General features: G+C 67.2%; 23 protein-coding genes. 13 read left to right on the top strand and 10 right to left on the bottom strand.

Features of this window, described 5'->3' with window-relative positions; genetic code table 11:
- The coding region (locus tag ACK4IU_RS13650) for a DUF502 domain-containing protein (RefSeq protein ID WP_409736116.1) at positions 1-447 on the top strand (447 nt) is incomplete at its 5' end.
- Here the strand turns inward: ACK4IU_RS13650 and ACK4IU_RS13645 are convergent.
- Complete coding sequence (locus ACK4IU_RS13645) at positions 444-1,457, bottom strand: patatin-like phospholipase family protein (RefSeq protein ID WP_409736114.1); 1,014 nt, start codon at positions 1,455-1,457, stop codon at positions 444-446. The two genes, ACK4IU_RS13650 and ACK4IU_RS13645, sit on opposite strands and share 4 nt — an antisense overlap.
- Positions 1,458-1,518: 61 nt before the next feature.
- Positions 1,519-2,292 carry a 3-hydroxybutyrate dehydrogenase gene (locus ACK4IU_RS13640; RefSeq protein ID WP_409736112.1) on the bottom strand — a complete coding sequence of 258 codons (774 nt, stop codon included), beginning with the start codon at positions 2,290-2,292 and terminating at the stop codon, positions 1,519-1,521.
- Between the two features lie 258 nt (positions 2,293-2,550).
- Here ACK4IU_RS13640 and ACK4IU_RS13635 point away from each other — a divergent pair, with 258 nt between their 5' ends.
- Both ACK4IU_RS13635 and ACK4IU_RS13630 read left to right on the top strand, forming a co-directional pair.
- Positions 2,551-4,371, top strand: coding sequence for an extracellular solute-binding protein (locus tag ACK4IU_RS13635; RefSeq protein WP_409736110.1), 1,821 nt, complete (start codon positions 2,551-2,553; stop codon positions 4,369-4,371).
- 24 nt (positions 4,372-4,395) lie between these two features.
- On the top strand, positions 4,396-4,509 hold the full coding sequence (locus tag ACK4IU_RS13630; RefSeq protein ID WP_149586867.1) for an entericidin A/B family lipoprotein: 114 nt from the start codon (positions 4,396-4,398) through the stop codon (positions 4,507-4,509).
- A gap of 43 nt (positions 4,510-4,552) precedes the next feature.
- On the opposite strand, the gene ACK4IU_RS13625 is transcribed toward ACK4IU_RS13630, so the two are convergent.
- A complete protein-coding gene (locus ACK4IU_RS13625) occupies positions 4,553-5,176 on the bottom strand; it encodes a helix-turn-helix domain-containing protein (protein ID WP_409736122.1) in 624 nt (207 codons plus the stop codon).
- Positions 5,177-5,240: 64 nt separating this feature from the next.
- On the opposite strand from ACK4IU_RS13625, the gene ACK4IU_RS13620 reads away from it, so the two are divergent.
- Genes ACK4IU_RS13620 through ACK4IU_RS13610 form a run of 3 tightly spaced genes read left to right on the top strand, consistent with a single transcriptional unit; the run spans position 5,241 to position 8,580 of the window.
- Entirely contained in the window at positions 5,241-6,734 is a 1,494-nt protein-coding gene (locus ACK4IU_RS13620; RefSeq protein WP_409736108.1) for a class I adenylate-forming enzyme family protein, read from the top strand.
- A complete protein-coding gene (locus ACK4IU_RS13615) occupies positions 6,731-7,378 on the top strand; it encodes a DsbA family oxidoreductase (RefSeq protein WP_409736106.1) in 648 nt (215 codons plus the stop codon). Before ACK4IU_RS13620 ends, ACK4IU_RS13615 begins: the two co-directional genes overlap by 4 nt.
- A gap of 44 nt (positions 7,379-7,422) precedes the next feature.
- On the top strand, positions 7,423-8,580 hold the full coding sequence (locus ACK4IU_RS13610; RefSeq protein WP_409736120.1) for a multidrug effflux MFS transporter: 1,158 nt from the start codon (positions 7,423-7,425) through the stop codon (positions 8,578-8,580).
- On the opposite strand, the gene mfd is transcribed toward ACK4IU_RS13610, so the two are convergent.
- Both mfd and ACK4IU_RS13600 read right to left on the bottom strand, forming a co-directional pair.
- Positions 8,577-12,023, bottom strand: coding sequence for a transcription-repair coupling factor (gene mfd, locus ACK4IU_RS13605; RefSeq protein ID WP_409736104.1), 3,447 nt, complete (start codon positions 12,021-12,023; stop codon positions 8,577-8,579). The genes ACK4IU_RS13610 and mfd overlap by 4 nt on opposite strands.
- Positions 12,024-12,040: 17 nt before the next feature.
- A complete protein-coding gene (locus ACK4IU_RS13600) occupies positions 12,041-12,565 on the bottom strand; it encodes a component of SufBCD complex (protein WP_409736102.1) in 525 nt (174 codons plus the stop codon).
- 124 nt (positions 12,566-12,689) lie between these two features.
- Here ACK4IU_RS13600 and hemB point away from each other — a divergent pair, with 124 nt between their 5' ends.
- The gene (hemB, locus tag ACK4IU_RS13595) at positions 12,690-13,691 is read left to right on the top strand and encodes a porphobilinogen synthase (protein ID WP_409736100.1); all 1,002 of its coding nucleotides are present in this window, start codon (positions 12,690-12,692) and stop codon (positions 13,689-13,691) included.
- A gap of 13 nt (positions 13,692-13,704) precedes the next feature.
- Here hemB and ACK4IU_RS13590 read toward each other — a convergent pair whose 3' ends face one another.
- Both ACK4IU_RS13590 and ACK4IU_RS13585 read right to left on the bottom strand, forming a co-directional pair.
- Entirely contained in the window at positions 13,705-14,172 is a 468-nt protein-coding gene (locus tag ACK4IU_RS13590; protein WP_409736098.1) for a DNA polymerase III subunit chi, read from the bottom strand.
- 85 nt (positions 14,173-14,257) lie between these two features.
- A complete protein-coding gene (locus tag ACK4IU_RS13585) occupies positions 14,258-15,727 on the bottom strand; it encodes a leucyl aminopeptidase (protein WP_409736096.1) in 1,470 nt (489 codons plus the stop codon).
- 150 nt (positions 15,728-15,877) lie between these two features.
- Here ACK4IU_RS13585 and lptF point away from each other — a divergent pair, with 150 nt between their 5' ends.
- From lptF to pdxA, 5 genes are all read left to right on the top strand, one after another.
- Positions 15,878-16,990, top strand: coding sequence for an LPS export ABC transporter permease LptF (gene lptF / locus ACK4IU_RS13580; RefSeq protein WP_409736094.1), 1,113 nt, complete (start codon positions 15,878-15,880; stop codon positions 16,988-16,990).
- Positions 16,987-18,084, top strand: coding sequence for an LPS export ABC transporter permease LptG (gene lptG, locus ACK4IU_RS13575; RefSeq protein WP_409736092.1), 1,098 nt, complete (start codon positions 16,987-16,989; stop codon positions 18,082-18,084). The genes lptF and lptG overlap by 4 nt, the downstream gene beginning before the upstream one ends.
- Before the next feature lies 1 nt (position 18,085).
- Positions 18,086-20,227, top strand: a complete 2,142-nt coding sequence (locus ACK4IU_RS13570; RefSeq protein WP_409736090.1) for an LPS-assembly protein LptD — start codon at positions 18,086-18,088, stop codon at positions 20,225-20,227.
- 98 nt (positions 20,228-20,325) lie between these two features.
- Complete coding sequence (locus ACK4IU_RS13565; protein ID WP_409736088.1) at positions 20,326-21,501, top strand: peptidylprolyl isomerase; 1,176 nt, start codon at positions 20,326-20,328, stop codon at positions 21,499-21,501.
- On the top strand, positions 21,498-22,451 hold the full coding sequence (gene pdxA / locus ACK4IU_RS13560; RefSeq protein WP_409736086.1) for a 4-hydroxythreonine-4-phosphate dehydrogenase PdxA: 954 nt from the start codon (positions 21,498-21,500) through the stop codon (positions 22,449-22,451). The genes ACK4IU_RS13565 and pdxA overlap by 4 nt, the downstream gene beginning before the upstream one ends.
- Here the strand turns inward: pdxA and ACK4IU_RS13555 are convergent.
- The 3 genes from ACK4IU_RS13555 to ACK4IU_RS13545 all read right to left on the bottom strand — a co-directional run bounded on the left by ACK4IU_RS13555 (position 22,448) and on the right by ACK4IU_RS13545 (position 24,593).
- Entirely contained in the window at positions 22,448-22,990 is a 543-nt protein-coding gene (locus ACK4IU_RS13555; RefSeq protein WP_409736084.1) for an RSP_2648 family PIN domain-containing protein, read from the bottom strand. The genes pdxA and ACK4IU_RS13555 overlap by 4 nt on opposite strands.
- A complete protein-coding gene (locus ACK4IU_RS13550; RefSeq protein WP_409736082.1) occupies positions 22,990-24,207 on the bottom strand; it encodes an RSP_2647 family RNA methyltransferase in 1,218 nt (405 codons plus the stop codon). The genes ACK4IU_RS13555 and ACK4IU_RS13550 overlap by 1 nt, the downstream gene beginning before the upstream one ends.
- Positions 24,208-24,317: 110 nt before the next feature.
- The gene (locus tag ACK4IU_RS13545; RefSeq protein ID WP_409736079.1) at positions 24,318-24,593 is read right to left on the bottom strand and encodes a hypothetical protein; all 276 of its coding nucleotides are present in this window, start codon (positions 24,591-24,593) and stop codon (positions 24,318-24,320) included.
- A gap of 255 nt (positions 24,594-24,848) precedes the next feature.
- Here ACK4IU_RS13545 and edd point away from each other — a divergent pair, with 255 nt between their 5' ends.
- The gene (gene edd / locus ACK4IU_RS13540) at positions 24,849-26,654 is read left to right on the top strand and encodes a phosphogluconate dehydratase (protein WP_409736076.1); all 1,806 of its coding nucleotides are present in this window, start codon (positions 24,849-24,851) and stop codon (positions 26,652-26,654) included.
- Positions 26,655-26,658 lie beyond the last annotated feature (4 nt).

The following is a 26,658-nucleotide window of genomic DNA, read 5'->3' as shown; positions in this document are numbered from 1 at the left end:
CTGGTCTTTCTGGTCGTCACCATCATCATCGGCTGGCTGGCCAAGGGCCTGATCGGCAGGACCGTCATCCGCTCGGGCGAGGATCTGGTCGACCGGATGCCGATCGTGCGCTCGATCTACAGCGCGTTGAAGCAGGTGGCCGAGACCTTCTTCAACAAGAAGGAAAAGAGTTTCGACAAGGTCGTCCTTGTCGAGTTTCCGCGCCCCGGGTCCTGGGCGCTCGGCTTCATGTCCACCCGTCCCAAGGGCGAACTGGCCGAACGTCTGGCCGCCATGGGGCCGGACATGTCGGCCGTCTTCGTCGGCCTGACGCCCTTCACTAGCGGGATGCTCCTGTTCGTGCCGACCAAGGACCTGATCGTGATGGACATGGGCGTTGACGATGCGGCCAAGCTGATCGTCTCGGGCGGGCTGGTCTACCCGTTGCCGAAGGATCTTCAGGCCTAGCCGAGCAGCCCCTTGAGGTCGGCGCTGCCCTCGAGGCCGATCTTGGGGCCGCCCTCGGCCAGGAAGCGCTCTGCCGCCGCCCGCCCGGCCTCTTTCAGCCGTGCCAGCAGCCGGGGCGTTGGCGCCAGCTTCGAATCGACCGACAGCGCGTTCATCAGGCCATCGTCGGCGATCAGGTGGATGTTGACTGACTTCATCGTGCCGCGTTCCATCCGGCCCTCATCGATCAGCCGGCGCACGAACTTGATCGCGCGCAGCTCGCCAAGCAGGCTGGCATTGAAACTGATCTCGTTGATCCGGTTCTGGATTTCGAGCGGGGTCTCGGGCACATCCTCGCGGCGCATCGGGTTGATCGAGACGACGATGATGTCGTCGGGCAGGTCCGGCTCGTAGAGCGGGAAGAGTGCGGGGTTTCCGGAATAGCCGCCGTCCCAGTAGGCCTCGCCGCCGATCTCGACGGTCTGAAATACCGATGGCAGGCAGGCCGAGGCAAGGATCGCCTCGGGGCTGATGTCCTGCCCGGTGAAGATCCTGATCCTGCCCGTCCGCACGTTCGTCGCGCTGATGAAGAGTTTCGGCCCCGCCATGGCGCAGACCTGAGTGAAGTCGAGGTCGCGGACGGCAGGTTCCAGCGGATTGGTCCAGGTGGAGCCGAAAACGTAAGGCGAATAGAACTGCGCCGCGATGCCCTGGGGCGAGAACGGCAGGACGGCCGCGCTGGCCGTCTGCCAGAACCGGATCGCGGGCAGGAAGGGCGCGATCCATGGCAGCATGCGGAAATCGCCGATCTCGCCGACGTGGGTCCAGAGCCGGTCAAGCCGCTTGCGCGCCGCCCCCCTGCCGCCGGCAATCAGCCCGGCCTTCAACGCCGCACCGTTCAGCGCGCCGGCCGAAGTGCCCGATATGCCGGCGATCTCAAGCTCTTCCTCTTCCAGAAGCCGGTCGAGCACGCCCCAGGTGAACGCGCCATGCGCACCGCCACCCTGCAAGGCAAGGTTCACCCGCCTCATGTCCGGGCCCCGCAAATCTTTTCGAAAAGATTTGCAAAATCCTTCGAAGGATTTTGGCCCCTCACAACGCCGTCCACCCGCCATCCACGCTGATCGTCGTCCCCGTCACCTGGTCTGCCGCCGGACTGCACAGATAGACCGCCGTGCCGCCGATCTGCTCGACCGTGGCGAACTGGCGCGAGGGCTGGCGGAGAAGCATGACCTCGCGGATCACCGTCTCGCGGTCCATCTTGTGCACCTTCATCTGTTCGGGGATCTGCGCCTCGACAAGGGGGGTCAGCACATAGCCCGGGCAGATCGCGTTGCAGGTGATGCCCTGCCCCGCCGTTTCCAGCGCCACTGTCTTTGACAGGCCGACCACACCATGCTTTGCAGCGATGTAGGCCGACTTGTAGGGGCTGGCGGTCAGCCCGTGCGCGCTGGCAATATTGACGATCCGTCCCCAGCCCCTGGCCCGCATCCCCGGCAGCGCGGCCGCGGTGGTATGGAAGGCGGAACTGAGGTTGATCGCCAGGATCGCGTCCCATTTGTCGACCGGGAACTCGTCGACAGGCGCGACGAACTGGATCCCCGCATTGTTCACCAGGATGTCGCAGCCGCCCGCCTTTTCCACCAGCGCCCTGCACTCCACGCCCTTGGACATGTCGGCCGGAATGTAGCGTGCCGCGACCCCGTGCCGCGACCCGAGATCGGCCGCCAGTTCGTGATCCTCGGGCCGGTCGGTAAAGCTGTTGAGAATCACCTCGGCGCCCGCCGCCGCCAGCGCCTCGGCCACGCCCAGCCCGATGCCGGAGTTCGATCCCGTCACCACCGCCCGCTTGCCCGAAAGTGTCATCCGCGCCTCCAAATGCTGCAATTGCGAAAGCATTGCATGCCTCACGGATGAACGGAAGTCCCGGCTGAAAGACAAAAAAACGCCGGCACGAGGCCGGCGTTAAGTCTTTGAGGCAGGTTTCATACAGGCAAGAAACCTATCGAGCAGTAACGCCTTTATAGTCCCCTCTCCGCCGATGGCCAAGCTAAAAGTTTGAATTGATTCAATCTCCACCCTAGTCTCGCCGCACACAACCGCTGGATAGGAGAACGAGAGGGGATGGGACTGAAAAGCAGCGCCAGTTTGCGCGGGTTCGGGCTGTCCGTGGCGCTGGCATGTCTTGCCGCGACCGCAGCAGCAGAGCCGATGCATGGCATAGCTATGTATGGCGAGCCGGCACTTCCCCCGGATTTTGTGTCCCTGCCGCAGGTCAACCCGGACGCGCCAAAGGGAGGCACCTATCGCTGGGGCGAAGCGGGCAGCTACGACAGTTTCAACCCCTTCGTGACCAAGGGCCGCCCGGCGATTGGCATTTCGACCCTGACGGTCGAGACGCTGATGGGCCGGAATTATGACGAGCCCTTCTCGCTTTACGGCCTTCTGGCCGAATCGATTGATACTGACGAGGGCCGGACCTACGTCGAATTCACCCTGCGCCCCGAGGCCCGATTCTCGGACGGCTCGCCCGTCACGGTCGAGGACGTGATGTGGTCGATGGAGACGCTCGGCACCGAGGGCAACCCGCGCTACGCTGCGGCGTGGAAGAAGATCGCCTCGATGGAGCAGACCGGGGAACGGTCGGTCCGCTTTACCTTCAACGTCGAGGACCGCGAACTGCCACTGATCCTGGGCCTGCGCCCGGTCTTGAAGAAGGCGCAGTGGGAAGGCAAGGAGTTCGCCGAGGCAACGATGGAGGTGCCGATCGGATCGGGTCCCTATGTGCTGGCGGAGTCGGAACTGGGCGTCCATGTCACCTACAGGCGCAATCCCGACTGGTGGGGCAAGGACCTGCCCTTCAACCGGGGCCAGTGGAACTTTGACGAGATCCGCTACGACTACTATTCCAACCCACAGGCGATCTTCGAGGCGTTCAAGGCAGGGCAACTTTCGGCCTATCGCGAAGCAAATGTATCGAAATGGCTGTCATCCTACGGCTTCCCTGCCGTGCAGTCCGGCGATGTGGTAAAGGCCGAGATCCCGCACGGCCGGCCCTCGGGGATCGAAGGGTTCGTGATGAACACCCGCCGCCCGCTCTTCGCCGACTGGCGCGTGCGCGAGGCGCTGATCCTCGCCTTCAACTTCGAATTCATCAACCAGACCCTGAACGGTGGGCTGCCGCCGCGGATCCCGTCCTATTTCGGCAATTCGTTCCTGGGGATGGAGCCGGGCAAGCCCGCGACGGGGCGCGAGCTGGAACTGCTGGAGCCCTTCAAGGCCGATCTGCCGCCCGGCGCGATCGAGGGCTATGCGCTGCCGGTCTCCGATGGCAGCCAGGCCAACCGCAAGAACATCCGCGCGGCGGCGGCGCTGTTGGAGGAGGCGGGCTGGACGGTGGGCGACGACGGGGTGCTGAAGAACGCGGCCGGCGAGCCCTTCGCCTTCGAGATCCTGCTCGTTACCGGCCAGGACGAGATGGCCTCGGCCGCCGAGGTCTATATCGAGGCGCTTAAGGCTTTGGGCATCAGCGCGCGGCTGAACAAGATCGACGACGCACAGTACAAGGAGCGCACCAACGCCTACGACTTCGACATGACCCACTACATCCGGTCGCTGTCGCTGTCGCCGGGCAACGAGCAGTTGCTCTACTGGGGCTCCGCCGGGGTGACTGAACCCGGCACGCGGAACTGGATGGGCGTGAATTCCCCGGCGGTCGAGGCGATGATTGCGGCAATGCTGAAATCGCCCAGTTCGGAGGATTTCACCGCCGCGACGAGGGCGCTGGACCGGGTGCTGACCTCGGGCCGCTATGTGATCCCGATCTGGTATTCCGACCGCTCGCGGCTGGCATTTTCGGCCAATCTGAAGTATCCCGAACGCATTCCGCTGTATGGTGACTGGACGGGGTTCCTGCCAGACACATGGTGGTACGAAGCAAAGTAAGAAACGCGAGAGAGAGGCAAGAGCATGAAAAAGCTGCTGATTCTGGCCGCGCTGGCGGCGCTTGCGGGCTGCAACACGGTTGCCGGCGTGGGCGAGGATGTCTCGGCCGGCGCCCGCAAGGTGCAGGAGATCTTCTGAGCCAGGCCCAGGAATTTTCGGCGAAAGTTCCTAGGCACCCCGTTCAGACCAGCGAGGTGACCCAGAGGATCGTCGCGTCCTCCTCCGAGAGGCTGATCACGTTGTGCCCCATGGCGGCGTCGTAATAGGCGCTGTCGCCCCGGCGCAGGTCCACGGGTTCGTAGAATTCGGTGTAAAGCCGGATCACCCCGGTGAGGACATATAGGAACTCTTCGCCGTCGTGGCGCACCCAGCCGTCGAATTCCTCGAGCTCCCGCGCCCGGATCACGGCGCGATAGGGCAGCATCTGCTTCTTGGTAAGCCCGCTGGCGAGCAACTCGTGCTCGTAGGTCACGGTCGCCTGCGACTGGCCCTCGCCGGCCTTCGTTACCGACATCCGGCCCATGACCTGCCGCCTGGACGGCGGGGTGAACAGCTGCGGCACGCCGATCGCCAGCCCCCCGGCAAGCTTCTTCAGCGCCTCGTAGGTCGGGCTCATCTGCCCGTTCTCGATCTTCGACAGCGTGGACCGCGCCAGCCCCGCCCGCACCGCCGCCTCTTCCAGCGTCCAGCCGCGCTGGCGGCGCAACTCGCGCACCCGCTCGCCCAGGTTCACCGGTTCGACATGCGCTTCGCCCCCGGCTTCGCGGGCCACGCGGATCATGCTTTTCGGATCAGTCAGCGCCATGGCACCCGGATAGTCGAGCCCGCCACGGCTTGCAACCGGCACGCAGGCCCCCTACCGCTTGACGATGCTGTCCGAGATCGACACCCGCCCCTTCCCCGCGATCCCGCCGGCCTTCAACCTGGCGGGTCATGTGCTGGCCCGGGCCGGCCAATTGGACAAGCCCGCGCTCGTCCTCTTCGGCCCGGAAGGTGACGAAACCCTCAGCTACGCCGAGCTGCTGGACCTGACGCAAAGGACCGCCAGCGGACTTCTGTCCCGGGGCCTTCTGCCCGGCGACCGCATCCTCCTGCGCCTTGGGAACAGCCTCGCCTTCCCGATCCTCTACCTCGGCGCGATCTGGGCCGGACTTGTGCCGGTGCCGACTTCTTCCGCGCTGACCCGGGCCGAGATCACCCGGCTTGCCGCGCTGGTCCGGCCGGCCCTGGTCGCGGCCGAACCCGGCATCGCCCTGCCCGACCATCCGGCGCCGGTCATGACCCCGGACCTGGCCGCCTGGGGCCACCTGCCGCCGGCCGATCCGCACCTGGGCGACCCCGAACGCGAGGCCTACATCGTCTTCACCTCCGGCAGTTCGGGCAGCCCCATGGCCGTCAGCCATGCCCACCGGGCCATCCTCGCGCGGGCCGGCATGTTCCGGCACTGGGAGGGGCTGACGGGGGAGGACCGCCTTCTCCACGCCGGCGCGCTGAACTGGACCTACACGCTGGGCACCGGCCTGCTGGACCCCTGGACGGTCGGCGCGACTGCCCTGATACCGGCCGCCGGAACCCCCGCAACCGCGCTGCCCGACCTGCTTGCACGCACGAAGGCCACGATCATCGCCGCCGCTCCGGGCGTCTATCGCCAGATGCTGCGCGCGGACCTGCCGCCCCTGCCCTGCCTCCGCCATGGGCTTTCCGCGGGCGAGGCGCTGCCCGTCGCCCTGCGCCGCCTGTGGCGCGCGCGCACGGGGACCGACCTGCACGAGGCACTCGGGATGTCCGAGGTCTCGACCTACCTCTCCGGATCGCCTGAGCGTCCGGCGCCGGACGGCACCACCGGATATGCCCAGCCCGGCCGCCACATAGCGATCCTCGACGATGCGGGCCGTCCGGTTCCGCACGGGACGCCCGGGGAACTTGCCGTCTCCACCGACGACCCCGGCCTGATGCGGCATTACCTCGGTCATCCGCCCCCGACCGGCCCCTGGTTCCGCACCGGCGACGCCGCCAGGATGACCGAGGACGGCGCCGTCACCCACCTCGGCCGCAAGGACGACCTGCTGAATGCCGGCGGCTTCCGCGTTTCCCCGGCGGAAATCGAAGCCGCCTTCCACGACCTCCCCCTGACCGCCTGCGCCGCGACCCAGGTCGAACCCGCCCCCGGCACCACGATCCTGGCGCTGTTCTACGAGGCCCCCTGCGAAATCGCCGAGACCACCCTGCGGGAATGCGCCGAAAAGACCCTTGCCCGCTGGAAACAGCCAAGGCACTACCAGCGCCTCGACGCCATGCCCCGCACCGGCACCGGCAAGATCGTCCGCAAGGGCCTTGCCGCCCGCTACAGGAGACCCGAATGACCTCCGGCCCCATCCGCCTCGACATCTTCTCCGATCCGGTCTGCCCCTGGTGCTATGTCGGCAAGGCCAATCTCGACCGGGCGCTCGCCGCACATCCCGAACATCCGTTCGTAATCCAGTGGCACCCGTTCCAGCTGAACCCTGACATGCCTGTCGAAGGCGTCGAGAAGCGCGCCTATCTGGAACAGAAATTCGGCGGCAAGGCCCGGGTCGATGCGATCCACGAACGCCTGCGCGAGGTAGCCCGGGCCGCCGGCGTCGATCTCGACCCCGACAGGCCGCAGCGGATGCCGAACACGCTGAACGCCCATCGGCTGATCCACTGGGCCGGGATCGAGGGTGTCCAGCCCGCCGTCGTCGCCGGTCTGATGCGCGCCTACTGGGTTGATGGCCGTGACATCGGCGATCTTCCGACCCTTGCCGACATCGCCGGCGAAAACGGCATGGACCGCGCGGCGACCCTGCGGCTTCTCAACTCCGACGCAGATGCCGACGACATCGCCGCGCGCGACGCGGACGCCCGCCACAAGGGCGTCACCGCCGTCCCGACCTTCCTGATCGCCCAGCACTATGTCGTAAGCGGCGCCCAGCCGCCCGAGACCTGGGGCAAGGTCATCGAAGAACTGACGGGTCGTGCCGAGTGAGCCAATCCCGCCCATCGCAGACCGAATTCGTGGCGCTGGTCGCCATGCTGTTTGCCACCATCGCGATCTCGATCGACGCGATGCTGCCGGCGCTGCCCGACATCGCCGCCACCCTCTCGCCCGACGCCCCGAACGCGGCACAGCTTGTCGTCACCAGTTTCGTCCTTGGCATGGGCATCGGCACCCTCTTCACCGGCCCCCTCTCCGACACCTTCGGACGCAAGCGGGTGATCCTCGTCGGCTCCGGCCTCTACGCAATTGCGGCCGTCGACTGCTATTTCGCCCCCAGCCTGGAAATCCTGCTGGCCGCCCGCCTGCTCCAGGGGCTCGCCGCCGCCGCGCCCCGCACCGTGGCCATCGCCATGGTCCGAGACCTCTTCTCGGGCCGCGAGATGGCCAGGATCATGTCCTTCGTCATGATGATCTTCACCATCGTCCCCGCGCTGGCTCCCCTGATGGGCCAGGGGATCATCGCCCTTGGCGGCTGGCATGCGATCTTTCTGGCCTACATCCTCTTCGCCGGCCTCTCGATGCTCTGGCTCGGCCTGCGCCAGCCCGAGACGCTTCCGCCCGAAAACCGCCGCCCGCTCCACCTCGGCACGCTCCGGACCGGCACCCGAGAGCTTTTCACCCACCGCATCGTCCTGGTCTCCACGCTTCTGCAGACCCTGACCCTCGCCTGTCTCTTCGCGACTCTGTCCTCGCTGCAAGGCATCTTCGAGCGCCAGTTCGACCGGGCCGAGACCTTCCCGCTCTGGTTCGCCCTGATCGCGGTCGCCTCGATGGGCGGCAGCCTCCTGAACTCGCGCATCGTGATGACCCTCGGCATGCGCCGCGTCGTCCAGCGGACCTATGCCGGGGTCCTGCTCCTGTCGCTGCTGGCCTTGGCCGGCCTCGGCACCGGCCTCCTGCAAGGCCACTTCGGCTTTGCCATGCAAATGCTCTGGTGCATCGGGCTTTTCTCGATGATGGGCCTGACCATGGGCAACCTCAACGCGCTGGCGATGGAGCCCGTCGGCCACATCGCCGGCCTTGCCGCCAGCGTGATCTCCTCGCTCGCCACCGTCGGCTCGGTGGTGCTGGCCATCCCCATCGGCCTTGCCTTCAACGGCACCTCGACGCCACTGATTCTGGGCGTCACCGTGCTTGCGGCGCTGAACCTGGTCCTGTCGCTGAAGACCCTGGGCGAGCCGCGAAACTAGGCCTTCCGCCCCGCCTTGACCACCTCGGCCAGGTCGCGCGCGATGTTGAAGGCACCCTTGATCCGGTCGGCTTCCGTCTTCATCTCGCCGGTCAGGACGATCCGGTTGCCGTTCACCCGTGCCGCAGGTCCTTGCGCCTTCAGGAAGTCCACCAGCCCCGCGGGATTGGCGAACTTGTCGTTGTGGAACTGGATCGTCGCCCCCTTCGGCCCCGCGTCCAGCCGCGAGATCCCTGCCCGCTTCGCCATCGCCTTGATCCGCACGATCAGCATCAGCGTGTTGACCTCTTTCGGCAGCGGGCCGAACCGGTCGATCAGTTCGGCCGCGAAGCCTTCCAGTTCGACCTTCGTGGTCAGCGAGGACAGCCGCCGATACAGCCCCAGCCGGATGTCGAGGTCGGGGATGTAGCTTTCGGGGATCATCACCGGGACGCCAAGGTTCAGCTGTGGCGACCAGTCGTCGTCGATATTGGCCAGCCCCTGCAACTCGCCCGATTTGATCCTGGCGATCGTCTCTTCCAGCATATGCTGATAAAGTTCGTAACCCACCTCGCGGATGTGTCCCGACTGCTCCTCTCCCAAAAGGTTCCCCGCCCCCCGCAGGTCAAGGTCATGCGAGGCCAGGTTGAACCCCGCACCCAGCGAATCGAGGCTTCCCAGCAGGCGCAACCGCTTCACAGCCTGCGGCGTCAGCGGCGCGCGGGGCTTAGTCGTCAGATAGCAGTAGGCGCGGGTCTTGGATCGCCCGACCCGTCCCCGGATCTGGTAGAGCTGCGACAGGCCGAACATATCCGCCCGGTGAACAATCATCGTGTTGGCCGTGGGAATATCCAGACCGCTTTCAACAATCGTCGTCGCCAGCAGCACGTCATACTTGCCGTCGTAGAACTGGTTCATCCGGTCGTCGAGGTCGCCTGCCGCCAGTTGCCCGTGCGCGATGACGTAGGAGGCTTCCGGCACATGGGTCTTCAGGAAATCCTCGATCTCGGGCAGGTCGGCGATGCGGGGGACGACAAAGAAGGTCTGCCCGCCGCGATAGCGTTCGCGCAGGATCGCCTCGCGGATCGTGATCGTGTCGAATTCGGAAACATAAGTCCGGATCGCCAGACGGTCGACCGGGGGCGTGGCGATGATCGACAGGTCCCGCACCCCGGCCAGCGACAGTTGCAGGGTCCGGGGAATCGGCGTCGCGGTCAGGGTCAGCACATGCACCTCGGACCGCATTTCCTTCAGCCGTTCCTTGTGCACGACCCCGAAATGCTGCTCTTCGTCGATGATGAGCAGGCCGAGCTTCTTGAACGTCACCCCCTTCGCCAGAAGCGCATGGGTGCCGACGACGATGTCCACCGACCCGTCCGCCATCGCCGCCCGTGTCGCATTGGCTTCCTTCGCTGGAACAAAGCGCGACAAGGGCCTGACAGATATAGGAAATCCCCGGAACCGCTCGGCGAAGCTGCGGTAGTGCTGCCGCGCCAGGAGCGTGGTCGGGCAGATCACTGCGACCTGCATACCCGACAGGGCCGCGACGAAGGCCGCCCGCATCGCGACCTCGGTCTTGCCGAAGCCCACGTCGCCGACGATCAGCCGGTCCATGGGCGAACCCTTCTCCAGGTCCGCGACCACATCGGCAATCGCCGCCAGCTGGTCGTCGGTCTCCTGATAGGGGAACCGCGCCGCGAAGGCCTCCCAGATCGAATGCGGCGCTTCGAGGATCGGCGCATGGCGCAGCGCGCGTTCCGCCGCGACCCGCATCAGGCGGTCGGCGATCTCCTTGATCCGCTCCTTGAGTTTAGCCTTCTTCGCCTGCCAGGCCCCGCCGCCGAGACGGTCCAGCAGACCCTCCTCATGGCCATAGCGGCTGAGAAGCTCGATGTTCTCCACCGGCAGGTAGAGTTTCGCGTTGTCGGCATATTCCAGCATGACGCAGGCATGCGGAGCCCCGAGCGCGGTGATCGTCTCGATCCCGAGATAGCGCCCCACCCCATGCTCGACATGCACCACCAGGTCGCCGGGACTGAGAGTGTCCACCTCGCGCAGGAAGTTGTCGGCCTTCCGCTTCCGGCGCGGCTTGGCGGTCAGCCTCTCGCCCAGCACGTCCTGTTCCGAGATCACCGCCAGCCCGGGCGCCACGAACCCCGCCTCGAGCGGCCAGACGATGAGGAAGAGGCCGCCCTTCCCCTCTGGCACCTCGCGGAAATCGGCGATCTCCTTCGCGCCGGTCACGCCGTTGTCGGCCAGAAGCCCTTTCAGCCGCTCCCGCGCGCCCTCGGACCAGCTGGCGATGACCACCTGCCCCGCCTTCGCAAGCGCTTGAACATGATCCGCCAAGGCCCCGAAAAGATTGACCTTCTCCTGTTGCCGCTCAGGCGCGAAGTTCCGCCCCGCCCGCGCGCCCGCGTCCAGCACGCCCGGCCCCGGCGACTGGGCCAGAGGCGACAGCTGCACCACGCGCGACCCGTCCAGTGCCGCTTCCCAGGCCGCGTCGTCGAGATAAAGCTCCTCGGCCGGGACCGGCTTGTAGACCGTGTCGATCCGCCCATTGGCGCCCATCGCCTCGTGGCGCGCGTCGTAGCTGTCCGCGATCCCTTCCCAGCGTGCGAGCCGCGCCGGTGTCACCTGGTCGTCCAGCACCACCGAGGCGCCAGGCAGATAGTCGAAGATCGTCTCCAGCCGCTCATGGAAGAAAGGCAGCCAATGCTCCATCCCCTGATGCTTGCGGCCGGCGCTGACGGCTTCGTAGAGGGGGTCGTCAGTGCCTGCCGCGCCGAAGGCGATGCGGTAGTTCTGCCGGAAGCGGGCAATGGCGGAGTCGTCGAGGATCACCTCGGAAACCGCTGAAAACTCGACCTTCTTCAGCTTTTCCGTTGTGCGCTGCGTCTCGGGATCGAAGCGCCGCGCGCCGTCCAGCACGTCGCCGAAGAAATCCAGCCGGATCGGACCCCCGCGCCCCGGCGGGAAGATGTCCACGATCCCGCCGCGCAGGGCATAATCCCCGGGCTCGGCCACTGTGGATACAGGGGTGAAGCCCATCCGCGCCAGGAACCCCTTCAGCCGGGCCTCGTCCACCCTCTCACCCACCGAAGCTCGGAACGAGGCCGCACGCACCACCTCGCGCGTGGGCACCTTCTGGATGGCGGCGTTCAGCGTCGTCAACAGGACGAAAGGCCCCGGCAAGCCGTCCGCCAGCGCCGCCAGCGTCGCCATCCGCCGCGCGCTGATCTCGGGGTTGGGGCTCACGCGGTCGTAAGGCAGGCAGTCCCAGGCCGGGAAGTCCGTAACCGCAACCTCGGGCGCCAGGACCGCCAGCGCCGCCCGCATTGCCTCGGCCCGCTTGTCGTCGCGCGCGACATGGACGACCGGCTGGCCGCGCGACAGTTCGCGGACGAGGATCCGGGCGTCGAAGCCCTCGGGCGCTCCGCCCATCAGGATGCGTTCGGCTGTCATCGGTTCCGGGCGATGGGTCAGTAGAGGATCGAAACCCGGATGTTCTGCCAGGTTCCGTAGAAGGCCGTCACCGCGATAGAGATCATGCCGATGACCTGCAAGACCCGGCGATGCACGGTCAGCCTGCGCAGCAGGGCATCGCCGGTAGTGGCGCCGGCGGCAATGCGGCGGGATTCGCGCACGCTGACCCAGACGACCACGGACAAGGGTCCCAGCAGCAACACAAGGGCCTGTGCGAACTCGACGTTATAGTAGAACCCCAGGACAATCAGCGTGGACAGCCAGAAGGCCGCGAGCCCGACCACGGCCATTGCCCCGCTGTCCATGATGTGCAGGATCCGGTTGACGTTGATCCGCACCAGGTCCTCGACGTCGCCCAGGGCCTGACCGCCCTCGCGCCGGGCGCGCTGGACCATGTCGTGCGGCACGCCAAGCGACCAGTGGCTGACCGAGGACCACAGGACGGCCAGCATGATCCAGTACCAGAGATTCGAGAACGACCGCAGGTCGATCACTTCCAGTGCCGTGTCGAAGACGTCCACTCTGCACGCTCTCCCTAGCCGAACCGTCGGCGGCCCAAGTGGCGACTTGAGGCCGATCCCTTTCCATGGCAGGCAGAAGCGCAAGCCGCAAGTCCCTGCCGTGCCGCAGATGAAGGAGCCAGCCATGCAGCCTGTCCAGGCGACCTATCCGATGACCCGGTTCCGCCGGCTGCGCCGGACTCCGGCCTTGCGGGCCCTGACGCAGGAGAACGCTCTGACGGTCGATGACCTGATCTGGCCGGTCTTCCTTTGCGACGGTGCGAACCAGCGCCAGCCCGTCGTTTCGATGCCCGGGGTAGAGCGGTTGTCGTTGGACCTGACCGTGGAGGCCGCCGCGATGGCCTGCGACCTGGGGATCCCGGCGATCTGCCTCTTTCCGTATACCGATCCCAGGGTGAAGACCCCCGGCTGCGAAGAGGCCTGGAATCCAGAAAACCTGACCAACCGGGCGATCCGGGCGATCAAGGCGCAGGTTCCCGACATTGCCGTGATGACCGATGTCGCGCTGGATCCCTACAACGCGCATGGTCATGACGGGCTGGTCGTGGACGGGATCATCCTGAACGACGAAACGGTCGAGGCGCTGGTGCGCATGGCGCTGGCCCAGGCCGAGGCCGGGGCCGACATCCTGGGGCCTTCGGACATGATGGACGGCCGGATCGGCGCGATGCGGGCGGCGCTGGAGGGGGCGGGGCACAAGGACACCGCGATCCTCAGCTATGCGGCCAAGTATGCCTCGGCCTTCTACGGACCGTTCCGCGATGCGGTCGGGGCGTCGGGGGCGCTCAAGGGCGACAAGAAGACCTACCAGATGAACCCCGCCAACCGGGACGAGGCGCTGCGCCTGGTCGCGCGCGACCTGGCCGAAGGGGCGGACATGGTGATGGTCAAACCGGGGATGCCCTATCTCGACGTCTGCGCGCTGGTGAAGGACTCCTTCGGCGCCCCGACCTTCGCCTACCAGGTCTCGGGCGAATACGCCATGATCCGGGCGGCGGCGCAGAACGGCTGGATCGACGGCGAGAAGGCAATGGTCGAGAGCCTGATGGCGTTCAAGAGGGCTGGCTGCGACGGGATCCTGACCTATTTCGCGCCTGACATGGCCCGGCTTCTGCGCAAGGGCTGACCGGGCGACGCACCTAACGCGCGGGGCTTTCGGCCTTCTTCTCCCAGCGGCCCGAGTCCTCGGACCAGTATTGCGCGGCGTGGCCGGCGGCGACGGTCGCCTTCCATTGCTGGCGCGCGGCCTGAAGCCGGTCGGGGTCGTTGCCGTCGAACAGTATCCAGACCCGCTCCATCGCTGCGATATCGGCATCCGACGCCGTGGCCCCATCGACGAGCGCCAGAACCCTTGCCCCGTTCACCGGTGCACCGAGGCCCAACAGAACCGGCTGGTCGGCATCCCGAGGGCCACCCTCCAGCCCGTGCGGCAGAAAGCTCTCGTCGCCGCCCTTGAGCCAGAGCGCCGCTTCCAGCCGCTCCAGCGCCACCGGGTCTGTGCCGCGCACCATGACGCGCCAACCCTGCGCCAGTGCGCGCGGGGCGTTAACGGCAAGCGTATCGGCCGGGGCCGACTGCATCAGGTGGAAGAACATCACCGTGCCCATCTGGGTCCGCTCGTCATGCGTCTGCGACTTCTCCTCGCGCCGACACCGCCCCACGAGGAGCGATGCGGAACGCGAGCGAGGAGCCTCACTTCTCGAACCGGTCGCGGATCAGGCGATCAAGAGCCATGACGCCCCAGCCGGTCGCGCCCTTGGGTGCGAGCGTCGAGTCGGATTTCAGCAGTGCGGTCCCGGCGATGTCGAGATGGCACCACGGCACATCCGGCTTGACGAAGCGTTGCAGGAACTGCGCCGCCGTGATCGCCCCTCCGTCGCGGCCGCCCACGTTCATCATGTCGGCAATCCGCGATTTCAGCTTGGCGTCGTAGGCATCCCCCATCGGCATGCGCCAGGCCCCCTCGCCTTCGGCCTTCGCGGCCGCAAGGAAGGCGTTGCAGAGATCGTCGTTGTTGGAAAAGACACCCGTGTTCTCGTGGCCGAGGGCGATGATGATCGCGCCGGTCAGCGTCGCCAGATCGATCATGCCGGTCGGCTTGAACCTTTCCTGAGCATACCAGAGCACGTCGGCCAGGACCAGGCGCCCCTCGGCGTCGGTGTTGATGACCTCGATCGTGTCGCCCTTCATCGACTTCACGACATCACCCGGCCGCTGCGCACGACCGTCGGGCATGTTCTCGACCAGGCCCACCAGGCCCACGACATTGGCCTTGGCCTTGCGCAGCGCCAGCGTCCGCATCACGCCGGCGACGACTCCCGCGCCGCCCATGTCCATCGTCATCTCCTCCATGCCGGCGGCCGGCTTGATGGAGATGCCGCCGGTGTCGAAAACGACGCCCTTGCCGATCAGCGCGAAGGGCGCATCGCCCTTCTTGCCGCCGTGCCACTGCATGACCACAACCTTCGACGGGCTTTCCGACCCCTGCCCCACACCGAGAAGCGCGAACATGCCCAGCTTTGTCAGATCCTCTTCCTCCAGGATCTCGACATCCAGACCGATCTCCTGCATCGCCGCAAGGCGCGCGGCGAAGTCATGCGTGGTCAGGACGTTGGCAGGTTCGTTCACCAGGTCGCGGGTGAAGAAGACGCCTTCCGCCACCGCAGCCATCGGAGCCGCGGCCTTGGCGACCGCCTCGGGGTTCGCCGCCATCAGCGTGACCGGGCCTGGCACCTTCCTGTCGCCGGTCTTGTGGCTGTCGAAGTCGTAGGCCCGGATCGCCACGCCGAAGGCGATGTCGGCGGCACGCGAATGTGCTTCGGCCAGGACCAGCGAGCCCGCCGTCCCATGCGACCGCCCGATGGCCGCGCCGGCCTTGCGCGCCTCCGCCAGATCGGCCTTCTTCGGCAACCGGACCAGTTGCACCGCCTCTGCCTCCAGACCCGGCGGGAAGGCCAGGTCCAGTGCCTCGCCTGGCTTGAGCTTGGCAAAGGCTTCCGATCCGAAAGCCCGCGACAGGGCGCCCTTGGTCAGACGGTCGAGGCGGCGAAAGCCGGGGCTGGTCGGCAGGCCGACATCGGCCAGGACCGCGATGCGGCCCTTCTGTCTGGCGAGGGCGTCGAGGTTCGTGGCCTGGAACTGGATCGGCAGGGGTTTCGGCATTGTGCGCTCTTTCGTCAGGGTGGGTCGGCAGCCTCGGCGGCCGCTTGCCGGGAGGCTACAACCGGTCATGACCATTGGCCAGATAGCAGTTTTCGCCGCTGGTGAATTCCGCTAGGGTCCGACCCAGATGTAGTAGGGGCCGGGTCGGGCGTGTCTAGATTCGACAGATATATCTTGTCGCAACTCCTCGCGCTGTTTGGCTTTTTCGCCCTCGTGCTGGTCGCGGTCTACTGGGTGAACCGGGCGGTCGGGCTGTTCGACCAGCTGATCGGCGACGGCCAGTCGGCCCTGGTGTTCCTGGAATTCTCGATCCTGACCCTGCCGAATGCGATCCGACTGGTGATGCCGGTCGCGGCCTTCGCAGCGACGGTCTATGTGACCAACCGGCTGATGCAGGAAAGCGAACTTGTCGTGATGCAGGCCACCGGATTCTCGGCGTTTCGCCTGGCACGTCCGGTGCTGTATTTCGGGTTGACGGTCATGGTGATGCAACTCGTGCTGACCAACGTGCTCGTGCCGACGAGCCAGCGCATCCTGAACGAGCGCTCGGCCGAGATTTCCCGCAATGTGACCTCGCGCTTCCTGAACGCCGGGCAGTTCATGCATCCCGCAGCCGGGGTCACACTCTACATCCGCCAGATCACGCCGAACGGCGAGCTTCTCGACCTCTTCCTGTCCGACGAACGCTCGCCCACCGAGCGCGCGATCCATTCGGCGCGCAAGGCTTTCCTCGTGCGAGGCGAGACGGCGCCGAAGCTGGTGATGGTCGATGGCTCGACCCAGACGCTGACCCGCGACGGCGCACGGATGGCGGTGACGCGGTTTGCCGATTTCACTCTGGACCTCGCCGGGATGGTGTCGGTCGGCGGAGCCGGGCAGATTGCGCTGAATGCCGTTCCGACGCGCCTCTTGCTCGAAGCGGCGCCAGAAGCGCTGGCGGCCACCGGGGCAAGCGTCGCGCAGATGCGGGAGGAGGGTCATTCCCGCCTGGCCGCGCCCCTGCTTGCCGTGGCGGCACCGCTGATCGGTTTTGCCGCGCTGATGCTGGGCAGTTTCTCGCGCTTCGGGCTGTGGCGGCAGATGGCGCTGGCGGTGGGCCTGCTGATCGCGCTGCAACTGGTCTGGACCTGGGCCGGCTCGGTGGCCCTCGTCTCGGTCACGGGCTGGCCCGCGCTCTATCTCGCGCCGCTGGCCGGTATGGCGATAGCGGCGGGTCTGCTGTGGCATGCACAGCGCCCGAGGCGACAGAGGGCAGCCACATGACGCTGAACCTTTACATCGCGCGCCGTTTTCTTGGCACCGTCGGCCGCGTGTTCCTGATCTTCTTCGCCATCCTGTTCCTGATTGACATGATCGAGCAGCTGCGCCGCTTCTCTGACGCGGGGATAGGGCTGTCCGGGGCGGCAGAGATGTCGCTGCTCAGCGTGCCGGAAACGCTTTACCGCATCCTGCCGCTGATCATGGTTATGGGGGCGATCGCCAATTTCCTCGGATTTGCCAGGTCCTCGGAACTGGTGGTCGTGCGCGCAGCCGGGCGGTCTGGGCTGCATTTCCTGATGACCCCGCTTCTGGTGTCGGTCGCGCTTGGCCTGCTGGCCGTTGGCCTGTTCAACCCACTGGTCGCCGCGACCTCGAAGGCCTACGACGACAAGCGCTCGGCGCTCAGCCAGGGCGCGAGCTCGGTCCTGTCGGTTGCGGACACGGGTCTCTGGCTGCGCCAGGGGTCCGAGGACGGCCAGACGGTGATCCAGGCCGCGCGGTCGAACCTTGACGGGACCGAGCTCTTCGGAGTTACCTTCATCGGCTTCGGTGTCGATGGAACGCCGGGCAAGCGGGTCGAGGCCGAAACCGCGCGGCTGGTCGAGGGTGCCTGGGAGCTGACCGGCACCAAGACCTGGGATCTGGCCAGTCCGAACCCGGAACTGACGGCAGTGGTCGACCCGGGGCCGGTCGCACTGCCATCGGACCTGACGCCGGAACGGATCCGCGACAGTTTCGGCACGCCGTCCGCCATAGCCTTCTGGGATCTGCCCGGCTATATCGCCGACCTTGAGCGCGCGGGTTTTTCGGCGCAGGCCTACAAGCTATGGTACCAGATGGAACTTGCCCTGCCCCTCCTGATGGCGGCGATGGTGCTGGTGGCGGCCGGCTTCACCATGCGCCATGTGCGATTTGGCGGTACCGGGCGGATGGTGCTTTATGCCCTGCTGGCAGGCTTCGGCTTCTTCTTCCTGCGAAATTTCGCGCAGGCGCTGGGCGACAGCGGACAGATCCCGGTTCCGCTGGCCGCCTGGAGCCCGCCGGTCGCTGCGGTCATGCTGTCGCTCGGCCTGCTTCTGCATCTCGAGGATGGCTGACATGCGCCGCCTCCTGATCCTGATCGCCGCGATCCTGACCCTGTCGCCTTACGCCCGCGCCCAGGACCAGGCAACCCTGGTTTCGGACAGCCTTCAGATCACCGGGGACACCCGGCTGATTGCAGACGGCAATGTCGAGGTGTTCTTCAAGGGTCGCCGCCTCAAGGCCAGCCGCATCGTCTTCGACCAGGCGACGGACCGGTTGGAGATCAGCGGACCCATCGTCCTGACCGAAGAAAACGGCAGCATCTTGATCCTGGCCAGCCAGGCCGAGCTTGCCGCCGACCTGTCTGAAGGCATCTTGTCCAGCGCGCGGTTGGTCCTGAACCAGCAGTTGCAACTGGCTGCGAACAGCATGGTCCGGGTTTCGGGCCGCTACACCGCGTTGCAGACGGTCGCGGCATCTTCCTGCAAGGTCTGCGAGGGCGACCCCACGCCCCTGTGGGAGATCCGGGCCCGCCGTGTCGTGCATGACGAGGTGGAGCGGCAAATCTACTTCGACCGCGCCCAGTTCCGTCTGGCCGGGGTGCCCGTGTTCTACATTCCTCGCCTGAGGATGCCCGACCCGACGCTGAAGCGCGCCACGGGCTTCCTGATGCCGGGTATCCGCACGACCTCGGACCTCGGCACCGGGATCAAGTTGCCCTACTTCATTGTGATCGGCAAATCCGCCGACCTGACGCTGACGCCCTACCTGACCGCCCGCAAGTCCCAGACCCTTGGCCTGCGGTATCGTCAGGCGTTCGCGACCGGCCTGCTGGAGGCGACGGCCTCGGTGACTCGCGACCAGCTGCTCCCGGGGGAGACGCGGGGCTACTTGCGCCTGCAAGGGGCATTCTCGCTGCCAAGAAACTTCCTGCTGACCTTCGACGGCCAGACGGTAAGCGACCCGGCCTACATGCTGGACTACGGACTGGGCAACGCCGACCGTCTTGACAGCCGGATCGAGGTCAAGCGCACCCGCAGGAACGAGCATACTGCCGCCCGGATCATCAGCTTCCAGACCCTGCGTGAAGACGAGACCGACAGTGCCATCCCCTCTGTGGTGGCCGATCTCACCTTCCATCGGCGCTTCTCGCTCGGCCCCCTTGGCGGCGAGGGTGGGCTGCGGCTGCAGACCCACAACCAGTACCGCTCGTCGTCCAGCCCCATCGACGGGCCGGACAGCGACGACATTCCGGATGGCCGCGATATCGGCCGCATCTCTGCGCGGATCGACTGGCGGCGCAGCTTCGTTCTGCCGGCAGGGATCGAGGCCTCGGTGCTGGGCGAGGTGACGGCGGACGCCTACACGATCACCGACGATGCGCTCTACTCGGGCAGCACCACGCGCACGCACGGCGCAGCCGGGGTGGAGCTGCGCTGGCCTTGGGTCAAGGCCGGAGCCGATGGCGTGACGCATGTGATCGAGCCGGTTGTGCAGCTGCTTTATGCTTCCAAGGCCACGGACTCCATCCCGAACGAGGATTCCGCGCTGGTGGAGTTCGACGAGGGCAACCTGTTCGCGCTCGACCGTTTTCCGGGCTCGGATGCGGTGGAACGCGGCGCGCGCGCCAACATCGGGATCGGCTGGACCCGGCACGACCCTGCGGGTTGGTCGATGGGCGTGACCCTGGGCCGGGTGATCCGCGAGGCCGACCTGGGGCAGTTCGGGCCCGGGTCTGGCCTTTCCGGGATACGTTCCGACTGGCTGGCGGTGGCCAACGTCACGCTGGCCGACGGCCTTGCGCTGACCGGGCGGCTGGTGCTGGACGACGACCTCGACCTCACCAAGGCCGAGGCGCGCCTGGCGCTGAACGGCCCGAAGACCGCGCTGTCCACCTCGCTGATCTGGGCGGTTGCCGATCCTCTGGAGAACCGGCCTGAACCGACCCGCGAGATCACTTTCGATGCGCGACGCAAGGTAACCCCGAACTGGACAGCAAATTTCTCGGGGCGCTACGATTTCGTGGCCGATCGCGGCACCGTCGCGGGCATGGGTCTGGGCTTCCAGAACGAATGTGTGCGCCTTGATGTTTCCCTCTCGCGTCGGTTCACGTCCTCGACTAGTGTGAAGCCGACGACCGACTTCGAGCTGTCTCTGGATCTTGTCGGCTTCGGCAGCGGCGTCAGCGCAGGGCCCGCGCGGACCTGCCGCAAATAGATGTGGATGGATCGCGGCGGAAGAAACGGCGGGCCCGAGACCCGCGTGATTGAGGAAGAGCGGCGGAAACGATGGTTATTTCGGTTCTGAAACGTCAGGTGGCAGCTGTCGCCCTGGGTCTGGCCTTGACCGCCCCGGTCCTGGCACAAGACCTGTTCACGCCCCGGCTTCAAGTGAACGACCGGGTCATAACCAATTACGAGGTTGCGCAGCGCGCCCTGTTCCTGCGGGTGCTGCGCGCCCCCGGCAATCCCGAGGAAGAGGCGCTCAAGGCGCTGACCGAGGACCGACTGCGCCAGACCGAGGCCGAGCGTCTGGGGCTCACCGTGACCGACGCAGAGGTCCTGGGCGGGATGAACGAGTTCGCAGGTCGCGCGAACCTGACCTCGGAGCAGTTCATCTCCGAACTGGAAAAGGCCGGGATCGCTGCCGAAACCTTTCGTGATTTCGTCTCGGCCGGACTGCTCTGGCGCAAGGCGGTGCGGGCCCGTTTCCTGGGCCAGATACCGATCAGCGACGTTGACTTGGATCGCGCGCTGGAGGCTTCGGCCCGCCCGCGCGCCTTGCAGGTTCTGGCCAGCGAACTGGTGATCCCCGCGCCCGAGGGCCAGGAGGATGCCGCCATGGCCCGCGCGCAGGAACTGTCGGATACTCTCAGCGGCGAGGCCGCCTTCGCCTCGGCCGCGCGGCGTTTTTCGGCCGCGCCCACGGCCGGGGCCGGCGGGCGGCTCGACTGGCTGCCGCTGGCAAACTTGCCCGCGGCGATCGCCCAGAAGATCCTCGCTCTCGACACCGGCGAGGTGTCCGATCCAATCGCGGTTCCGGGGGCGGTTGTGCTGTTCCTGTTGCGCGACGTCGCCATGGACACCAAGGCCGAACCGCTTTCGGTCAGCGTGGAATGGGCGGAATTCCTGGTGCCGGACGATGCCGCCGAGATCGCCAGGATCCGCGCTGCGGCCGACAGTTGCACCGATCTCTACGCACAGGCGAAAGGCCTGCCCGAGGATCGGCTGACCGTCACCAAGGCCGGGATCGACCAGGTGCCGGGGGACGTGGCGCTGGAACTGGCTCGGCTCGACCGTGGCGAGATCTCGACGGCGCTGACCCGCGGCGGTTACCGGCGGCTGCTGATGCTGTGCGGCCGCGAGCAGGTGGTGGAACCGCCGCCAACCCGCGACCAGATCCGCGAGCAGGTCATCAACCAGAAGCTCGAAGGCCTGGCCCAGGGCTATCTGGAGGAACTGCGCTCGGCAGCGATCATCCGCGAGCCGTGAGCGACACCGTCCTGGTGACCTGCGGCGATCCGGCCGGCATCGGCCCGGAAATTGCCGCCAAGGCCTGGGCGGCCGGCGAACGGTTTGTCTGGATCGGCGATCCCCTGCATCTGCCAACCGGCACGCCCTGGCGCGAGATCGGCGAAGGCGAGGCTCCGGGCAACGGCTCGCTTGCGGTCCTGCGGCAGGACTTTGCCGCCTCTGCCCAGCCCGGCCGTCCCGACCCGGCCAACGCCGCCGGCGTCATCGCCGCCATCGAACGCGCCGTGCGGCTGGTCTCGGCCGGCAAGGCCGGGGCGATCTGCACCGCGCCGATCAACAAGAAGGCCCTGAAGGACGGCGCCGGTTTCGCCTTTCCCGGCCATACCGAGTTTCTCGCGCATCTCGCCGGGGTGGGCCGGGTAGTGATGATGCTCGCCTGCCCCGGCCTGCGGGTGGTGCCGGCCACCATCCACATTCCCCTATCCGAAGTTCCCTCGATGTTAACCGAGGCCCTGCTGGAAGAGACGATCCGCATCACCCATGCCGGGCTGGTCCGCGACTTTGGCCTGCCTGACCCGCGGATCGCGGTGGCCGGTTTGAACCCGCACGCTGGCGAAGGTGGCGCGATGGGCTGGGAGGAAGAGCGGATGATCCGTCCCCTTGTTACCCGGCTTTCCGCCGAAGGGCTGACTGTCACGGGGCCCTGGCCGGCCGACACGATGTTCCACGCCGCCGCCCGCGCCCGCTATGACGTGGCGGTCTGCGCCTACCACGACCAGGCGCTGATCCCGATCAAGACCATCGACTTCGCCGGCGGGGTGAACGTGACGCTGGGCCTGCCTTTCGTGCGCACTTCGCCCGACCATGGCACGGCCTATGATATCGCGGGCCAGGGCCGGGCCGATCCTGCCAGCCTGATCGCCGCGCTGCGCCTGGCGCGCGACATGGCCACCGCGCGCCGCACCTAGGCGCCCATCGCCTTGGCCAGCCGGTAAAGCCGGGCGCGTTTCAAGAGGGCCTTCAGCCCGACCGGCTGACCCGAGATCGCCTCGGCCTTCGCGTGCACGGCTTCGACGATGGCCGCCATCGCCTCGGTGTGGCGGGACTGCAATTCCCACAGGAAGCCGTCCGGGTCGCGCCGGGTGATGCCCTCGGCCGCAAGCACATGCCCCGGAAAGTCCTGCGCGTTGAAGGTGACGATGGCATCCGCGCCACTGGCGATGGCAGTGGCCAGCACATGCCGGTCGTTCGGGTCGGGCAGAAGCAGCCGTGCCTCGATCTCGGGATGGTCGCGGACCAGCCCGCGGGGAAAGGCCGCGCGGAAGGCTGCCGCCTCGCCCGCTGCGATGACCGGAGCCTCGGGCCCGAGCTTCGCCGTCGCCAGCACCCATTCGCGCAGGATGCGCTCGGACACGACAGGCTGGAACAGTCCCGCCTCGCCGGCACCCTGCAGGATCTCGCGCAGCACCGTGGGATACAGGACGCAGGCGTCGAGGACCGCCTTCATCAGCCGTCCAGCCGGAAGACCAGCGCCTTGAGGTAGGAGCTTTCCGCCAGTTGCGGCAGGACCGGATGGTCCGGCCCGGCAAAGCCGGTGTGGATGATCTGCCCCCGCCGCCCGCCCCGCCCGATGCCGCGTGCGCTGGCGTTGCGGAAAGCTTGCAGATCGGCCGCATGGGAACAGGAGCACAGGACGAGAAAGCCGCCTGGCGCGACCAGGGGCGCGGCCAGCCGCGCGATCCGCTCATAGGCGCGCAGGCCGGCCTCCAGCGCGGGTTTCGCCGGCGCAAAGGCCGGTGGATCGCAGATCACCAGGTCGAAACGCGCGCCTTCGGCCCCCAGCGCCTCCAGCACCTCGAAGGCATCGCCCTGCCGGGTCGCCAGCCGTTCGCTGAAACCGGAGGCGGCGGCCCCCTGCCCCGCCAGCGCCAGGGCGGGGGCCGAGGCATCGACGGCCAGCGCGCTTTCCGCGCCGCCGGCGAGAGTGGCCAAAGCGAACCCGCCGACATGGGAAAACACGTCCAGCACCCGCGCCCCGCGCGCCAGCCTGGCCGCGAAGGCATGGTTGGGTCGCTGGTCATAGAACAGGCCGGTCTTCTGCCCACCCATCAGGTCGGCCATGTAGGTTGCACCGTTCATCGGCACCGGCACCGGCCCCTGCGGCGCCGGCCCGTGGACCACCGCCATCTCTTCGGCCAGCCCTTCCAGCCCCCGCGCCCGGCCCTGGCCGTTCTTGACGACCGTTCGCACCCCGCTCACCGCGACCAGCGCCGCGACGAGATCGGGCAGCGCGGCCTCGGCCCAGGCGGCATTGGGCTGGACCACCGCGACCTCGCCGAAACGGTCGATGACGATGCCGGGCAACCCGTCCGCCTCGGCATGCGCCAGTCGGTAGAAGGGCGCGTCGAACAGACGGTTACGCAGGGCTGCGGCGCGTGCAAGGCGCGCCTCGAACCAGGCTTGGTCGATCCTGGCCGCCGGGTCGCGGTCCAGCATGCGCGCAATTATCTTCGATCCGGGATTGACGGTGACGAGGCCCAGGGGCCTCCTCTCGCCGTCTTCCAGCACGGCCAGCGCACCGGGCGACAGCGCCATGGTGCGCCGGTCCGTCACCAGTTCGTCGCCATAGACCCAGGGAAAGCCATGCCGGATCGCCCGGGCCTCGGCCCGGGGCTTCAGTCGCACCACCGGACGCGCGCGTGGCGAGCTTGTCTCGTCTGTCATCCGGCGCCCCCGCGCCTCCGCTATTTCAATCCAGCATCCGCTTAGCCGGTTTGCCCGACCACGGGAAGGGCGTATCCGGGCCCGGCTGTGTCACCCGGCCCGGTCGGGGATCAGAGGCCGGTCTCGGCGCAGTCGCCGGACTGGTCGGCAGCCAGCGTGACGCTCCGCTCGTGCAGCCGCTTGGCCGCCAACGCGTCCTGCCAACTCTGGACGCCCGCGACCAGGAACACCGGCGCGCCGCATTCTGCCTCGGCAAAGATCTCGGCCCGGTTGGGGGCCACGGCGGGTTTGCCCTTCATCTCGACATTGGTGGTCGACGCGAACACAACGGCGGAAAGCAGCACGGGCGAAACCGCGACGGCAGCGAGGATCTTCATCGTTTTCATGGCGGGATGTCTCCTGGTTGCGGGTGATACCCGTCGATCCCACGTTTGTTTGTTGGCTTTTTGACCAGTGCGGGTAAAGATTCCGCTGACAATCGGGCATTCATGTGCAAATTGCAGACCTCTGGTCAGCAAACACGCCGGACGGGCGCAGAATGATGCCGGATTGGGTTCGATAGCGATTGTTAGCGCTAACAGATGCTGCTATAGACGAGACCGAACTGCCCGCAAGCGAACCGCCCCAAACCGGAAGTCGACATGACATTGCACCCCACCATCGCCCGCGTGACCGACCGCATCCGCGCCCGATCCGTCGAAGCCAGGGGACTGTATCTCGAGCGCATGCGCCGGGCCGTCTCGGACGGGCCGGTGCGCGCTCATCTCAGCTGCGGCAACCAGGCCCATGCCTATGCCGCGATGGGACCGGCCAAGGAAGCACTCGCGGCGGCCAAGGTGCCCAACATCGGGATCGTCACGGCCTACAACGACATGCTGTCCGCGCACCAGCCCTTCGAGCGCTATCCCGACATCATCCGGGCGGCGGCGGCGAAGGCGGGCGTCACGGCCCAGGTGGCCGGTGGGGTGCCGGCAATGTGCGACGGGGTCACGCAGGGCCAGCCGGGGATGGAGCTGTCGCTGTTCAGCCGCGACGTCATCGCGCTGGCCGCAGGGGTGGCGATGAGCCACAACTGCTTTGACGCAGCGCTCTATCTCGGCGTTTGCGACAAGATCGTGCCCGGCCTCGTCATCGCCGCCGCGACCTTCGGCCATGTCCCCGCGGTCTTCGTCCCCGCCGGCCCGATGACGAGCGGGATTCCGAATGACCAGAAATCCGCCGTCCGCAACGCCTATGCCGAAGGCCGGGCCACGCGGGCAGAACTGATGGCGGCCGAAATGGCCAGCTATCACGGCCCCGGAACCTGCACCTTCTACGGCACCGCCAACACCAACCAGATGCTGATGGAGATCATGGGGCTCCACCTGCCCGGCGCGAGCTTTGTCAACCCCGGCACCCCCCTGCGCGAGGCCCTGACGGTCGCCGCCGTCGAGCGGGCGGCGGCGATCACCGCCCTCGGCAACGATTTTCGCCCGGTTGGCGAGATCCTGGACGAGCGCGCCTATGTCAACGGCATCGTCGGGCTGATGGCGACCGGCGGGTCCACCAATCTGGTCCTGCACCTTCCCGCCATGGCCCGCGCGTCGGGCGTGATCCTCGACCTGGAAGACTTCGCCGAGCTGTCGGAGGCCGTGCCGCTGCTGGCCAAGGTCTATCCCAACGGCCTGGCGGACGTGAACCACTTCCATGCGGCCGGGGGGCTTCAGTTCCTTATCGGACAGCTTCTGGATGCGGGCCTCCTGCATCCCGATGCGAAAACCGTCGCCGGCGAGGGGCTCGCCGCCTACCGGCAGGAGCCGGTGCTGGAGGGCGGGCGCCTCGCGTGGCGCGACGGTCCGACCGCCAGCCTGAACGACCGGATCGTCCGTCCGGTGGCCGACCCCTTCGCGCCGCAGGGCGGACTGAGGCTGCTCGGCGGCAACCTCGGGCGTGGCGTCATCAAGATTTCCGCCGTGGCGCCCGAGCGCCAAGTCATCGAGGCACCCGCGCGGGTGTTTCACAGCCAGGATGCGGTGAAGGCCGCCTTCAAGGCAGGCGAGTTCACCTCCGACACGGTGGTGGTGGTCCGTTTCCAGGGACCGAAGGCCAACGGCATGCCGGAGTTGCACTCGCTGACCCCGACGCTTTCGGTGCTGCAGGACCGCGGGCTGAAGGTCGCGCTGGTGACCGATGGCCGGATGTCGGGCGCGAGTGGCAAGGTGCCGGCGGCAATCCATGTCGCCCCCGAGGCGGCCGCCGGCGGTCCGCTCGCCCGGTTGCGCGACGGCGACATCGTTCGCCTCGACGCGGTGGCCGGGACGTTGTCGGTGCTGGCGCCCGATTTCGACAGCCGCAGCCCGGCAGAGGCCGACCTCTCCGCAAACGAATACGGTATCGGCCGCGAACTCTTTGCCGCCTTCCGCCGCCATGCCGGCTCCGCCGACACCGGCGGGGCCCTCGTCATCTGACCGG

This window comes from Tabrizicola flagellatus, from assembly GCF_046295235.1.
GTDB classification, from domain to species: domain Bacteria; phylum Pseudomonadota; class Alphaproteobacteria; order Rhodobacterales; family Rhodobacteraceae; genus Tabrizicola; species Tabrizicola flagellata_A.
This window is presented reverse-complemented; position numbering and strand designations above follow the sequence as displayed.

Excerpts from the sequence above, each read along its gene's own strand:
- ACK4IU_RS13645 (WP_409736114.1), bottom strand. The coding sequence starts at position 1,457 with ATGAGGCGGGTGAACCTTGCCTTGCAGGGTGGCGGTGCGCATGGCGCG.
- ACK4IU_RS13640 (WP_409736112.1), bottom strand. The coding sequence starts at position 2,292 with ATGACACTTTCGGGCAAGCGGGCGGTGGTGACGGGATCGAACTCCGGC.
- ACK4IU_RS13635 (WP_409736110.1), top strand. The coding sequence starts at position 2,551 with ATGGGACTGAAAAGCAGCGCCAGTTTGCGCGGGTTCGGGCTGTCCGTG.
- ACK4IU_RS13630 (WP_149586867.1), top strand. The coding sequence starts at position 4,396 with ATGAAAAAGCTGCTGATTCTGGCCGCGCTGGCGGCGCTTGCGGGCTGC.
- ACK4IU_RS13625 (WP_409736122.1), bottom strand. The coding sequence starts at position 5,176 with ATGGCGCTGACTGATCCGAAAAGCATGATCCGCGTGGCCCGCGAAGCC.
- ACK4IU_RS13620 (WP_409736108.1), top strand. The coding sequence starts at position 5,241 with ATGCTGTCCGAGATCGACACCCGCCCCTTCCCCGCGATCCCGCCGGCC.
- ACK4IU_RS13615 (WP_409736106.1), top strand. The coding sequence starts at position 6,731 with ATGACCTCCGGCCCCATCCGCCTCGACATCTTCTCCGATCCGGTCTGC.
- ACK4IU_RS13610 (WP_409736120.1), top strand. The coding sequence starts at position 7,423 with ATGCTGTTTGCCACCATCGCGATCTCGATCGACGCGATGCTGCCGGCG.
- mfd (WP_409736104.1), bottom strand. The coding sequence starts at position 12,023 with ATGACAGCCGAACGCATCCTGATGGGCGGAGCGCCCGAGGGCTTCGAC.
- hemB (WP_409736100.1), top strand. The coding sequence starts at position 12,690 with ATGCAGCCTGTCCAGGCGACCTATCCGATGACCCGGTTCCGCCGGCTG.
- ACK4IU_RS13590 (WP_409736098.1), bottom strand. The coding sequence starts at position 14,172 with ATGGGCACGGTGATGTTCTTCCACCTGATGCAGTCGGCCCCGGCCGAT.
- ACK4IU_RS13585 (WP_409736096.1), bottom strand. The coding sequence starts at position 15,727 with ATGCCGAAACCCCTGCCGATCCAGTTCCAGGCCACGAACCTCGACGCC.
- lptG (WP_409736092.1), top strand. The coding sequence starts at position 16,987 with ATGACGCTGAACCTTTACATCGCGCGCCGTTTTCTTGGCACCGTCGGC.
- ACK4IU_RS13570 (WP_409736090.1), top strand. The coding sequence starts at position 18,086 with ATGCGCCGCCTCCTGATCCTGATCGCCGCGATCCTGACCCTGTCGCCT.
- ACK4IU_RS13555 (WP_409736084.1), bottom strand. The coding sequence starts at position 22,990 with ATGAAGGCGGTCCTCGACGCCTGCGTCCTGTATCCCACGGTGCTGCGC.
- ACK4IU_RS13550 (WP_409736082.1), bottom strand. The coding sequence starts at position 24,207 with ATGACAGACGAGACAAGCTCGCCACGCGCGCGTCCGGTGGTGCGACTG.
- ACK4IU_RS13545 (WP_409736079.1), bottom strand. The coding sequence starts at position 24,593 with ATGAAAACGATGAAGATCCTCGCTGCCGTCGCGGTTTCGCCCGTGCTG.
- edd (WP_409736076.1), top strand. The coding sequence starts at position 24,849 with ATGACATTGCACCCCACCATCGCCCGCGTGACCGACCGCATCCGCGCC.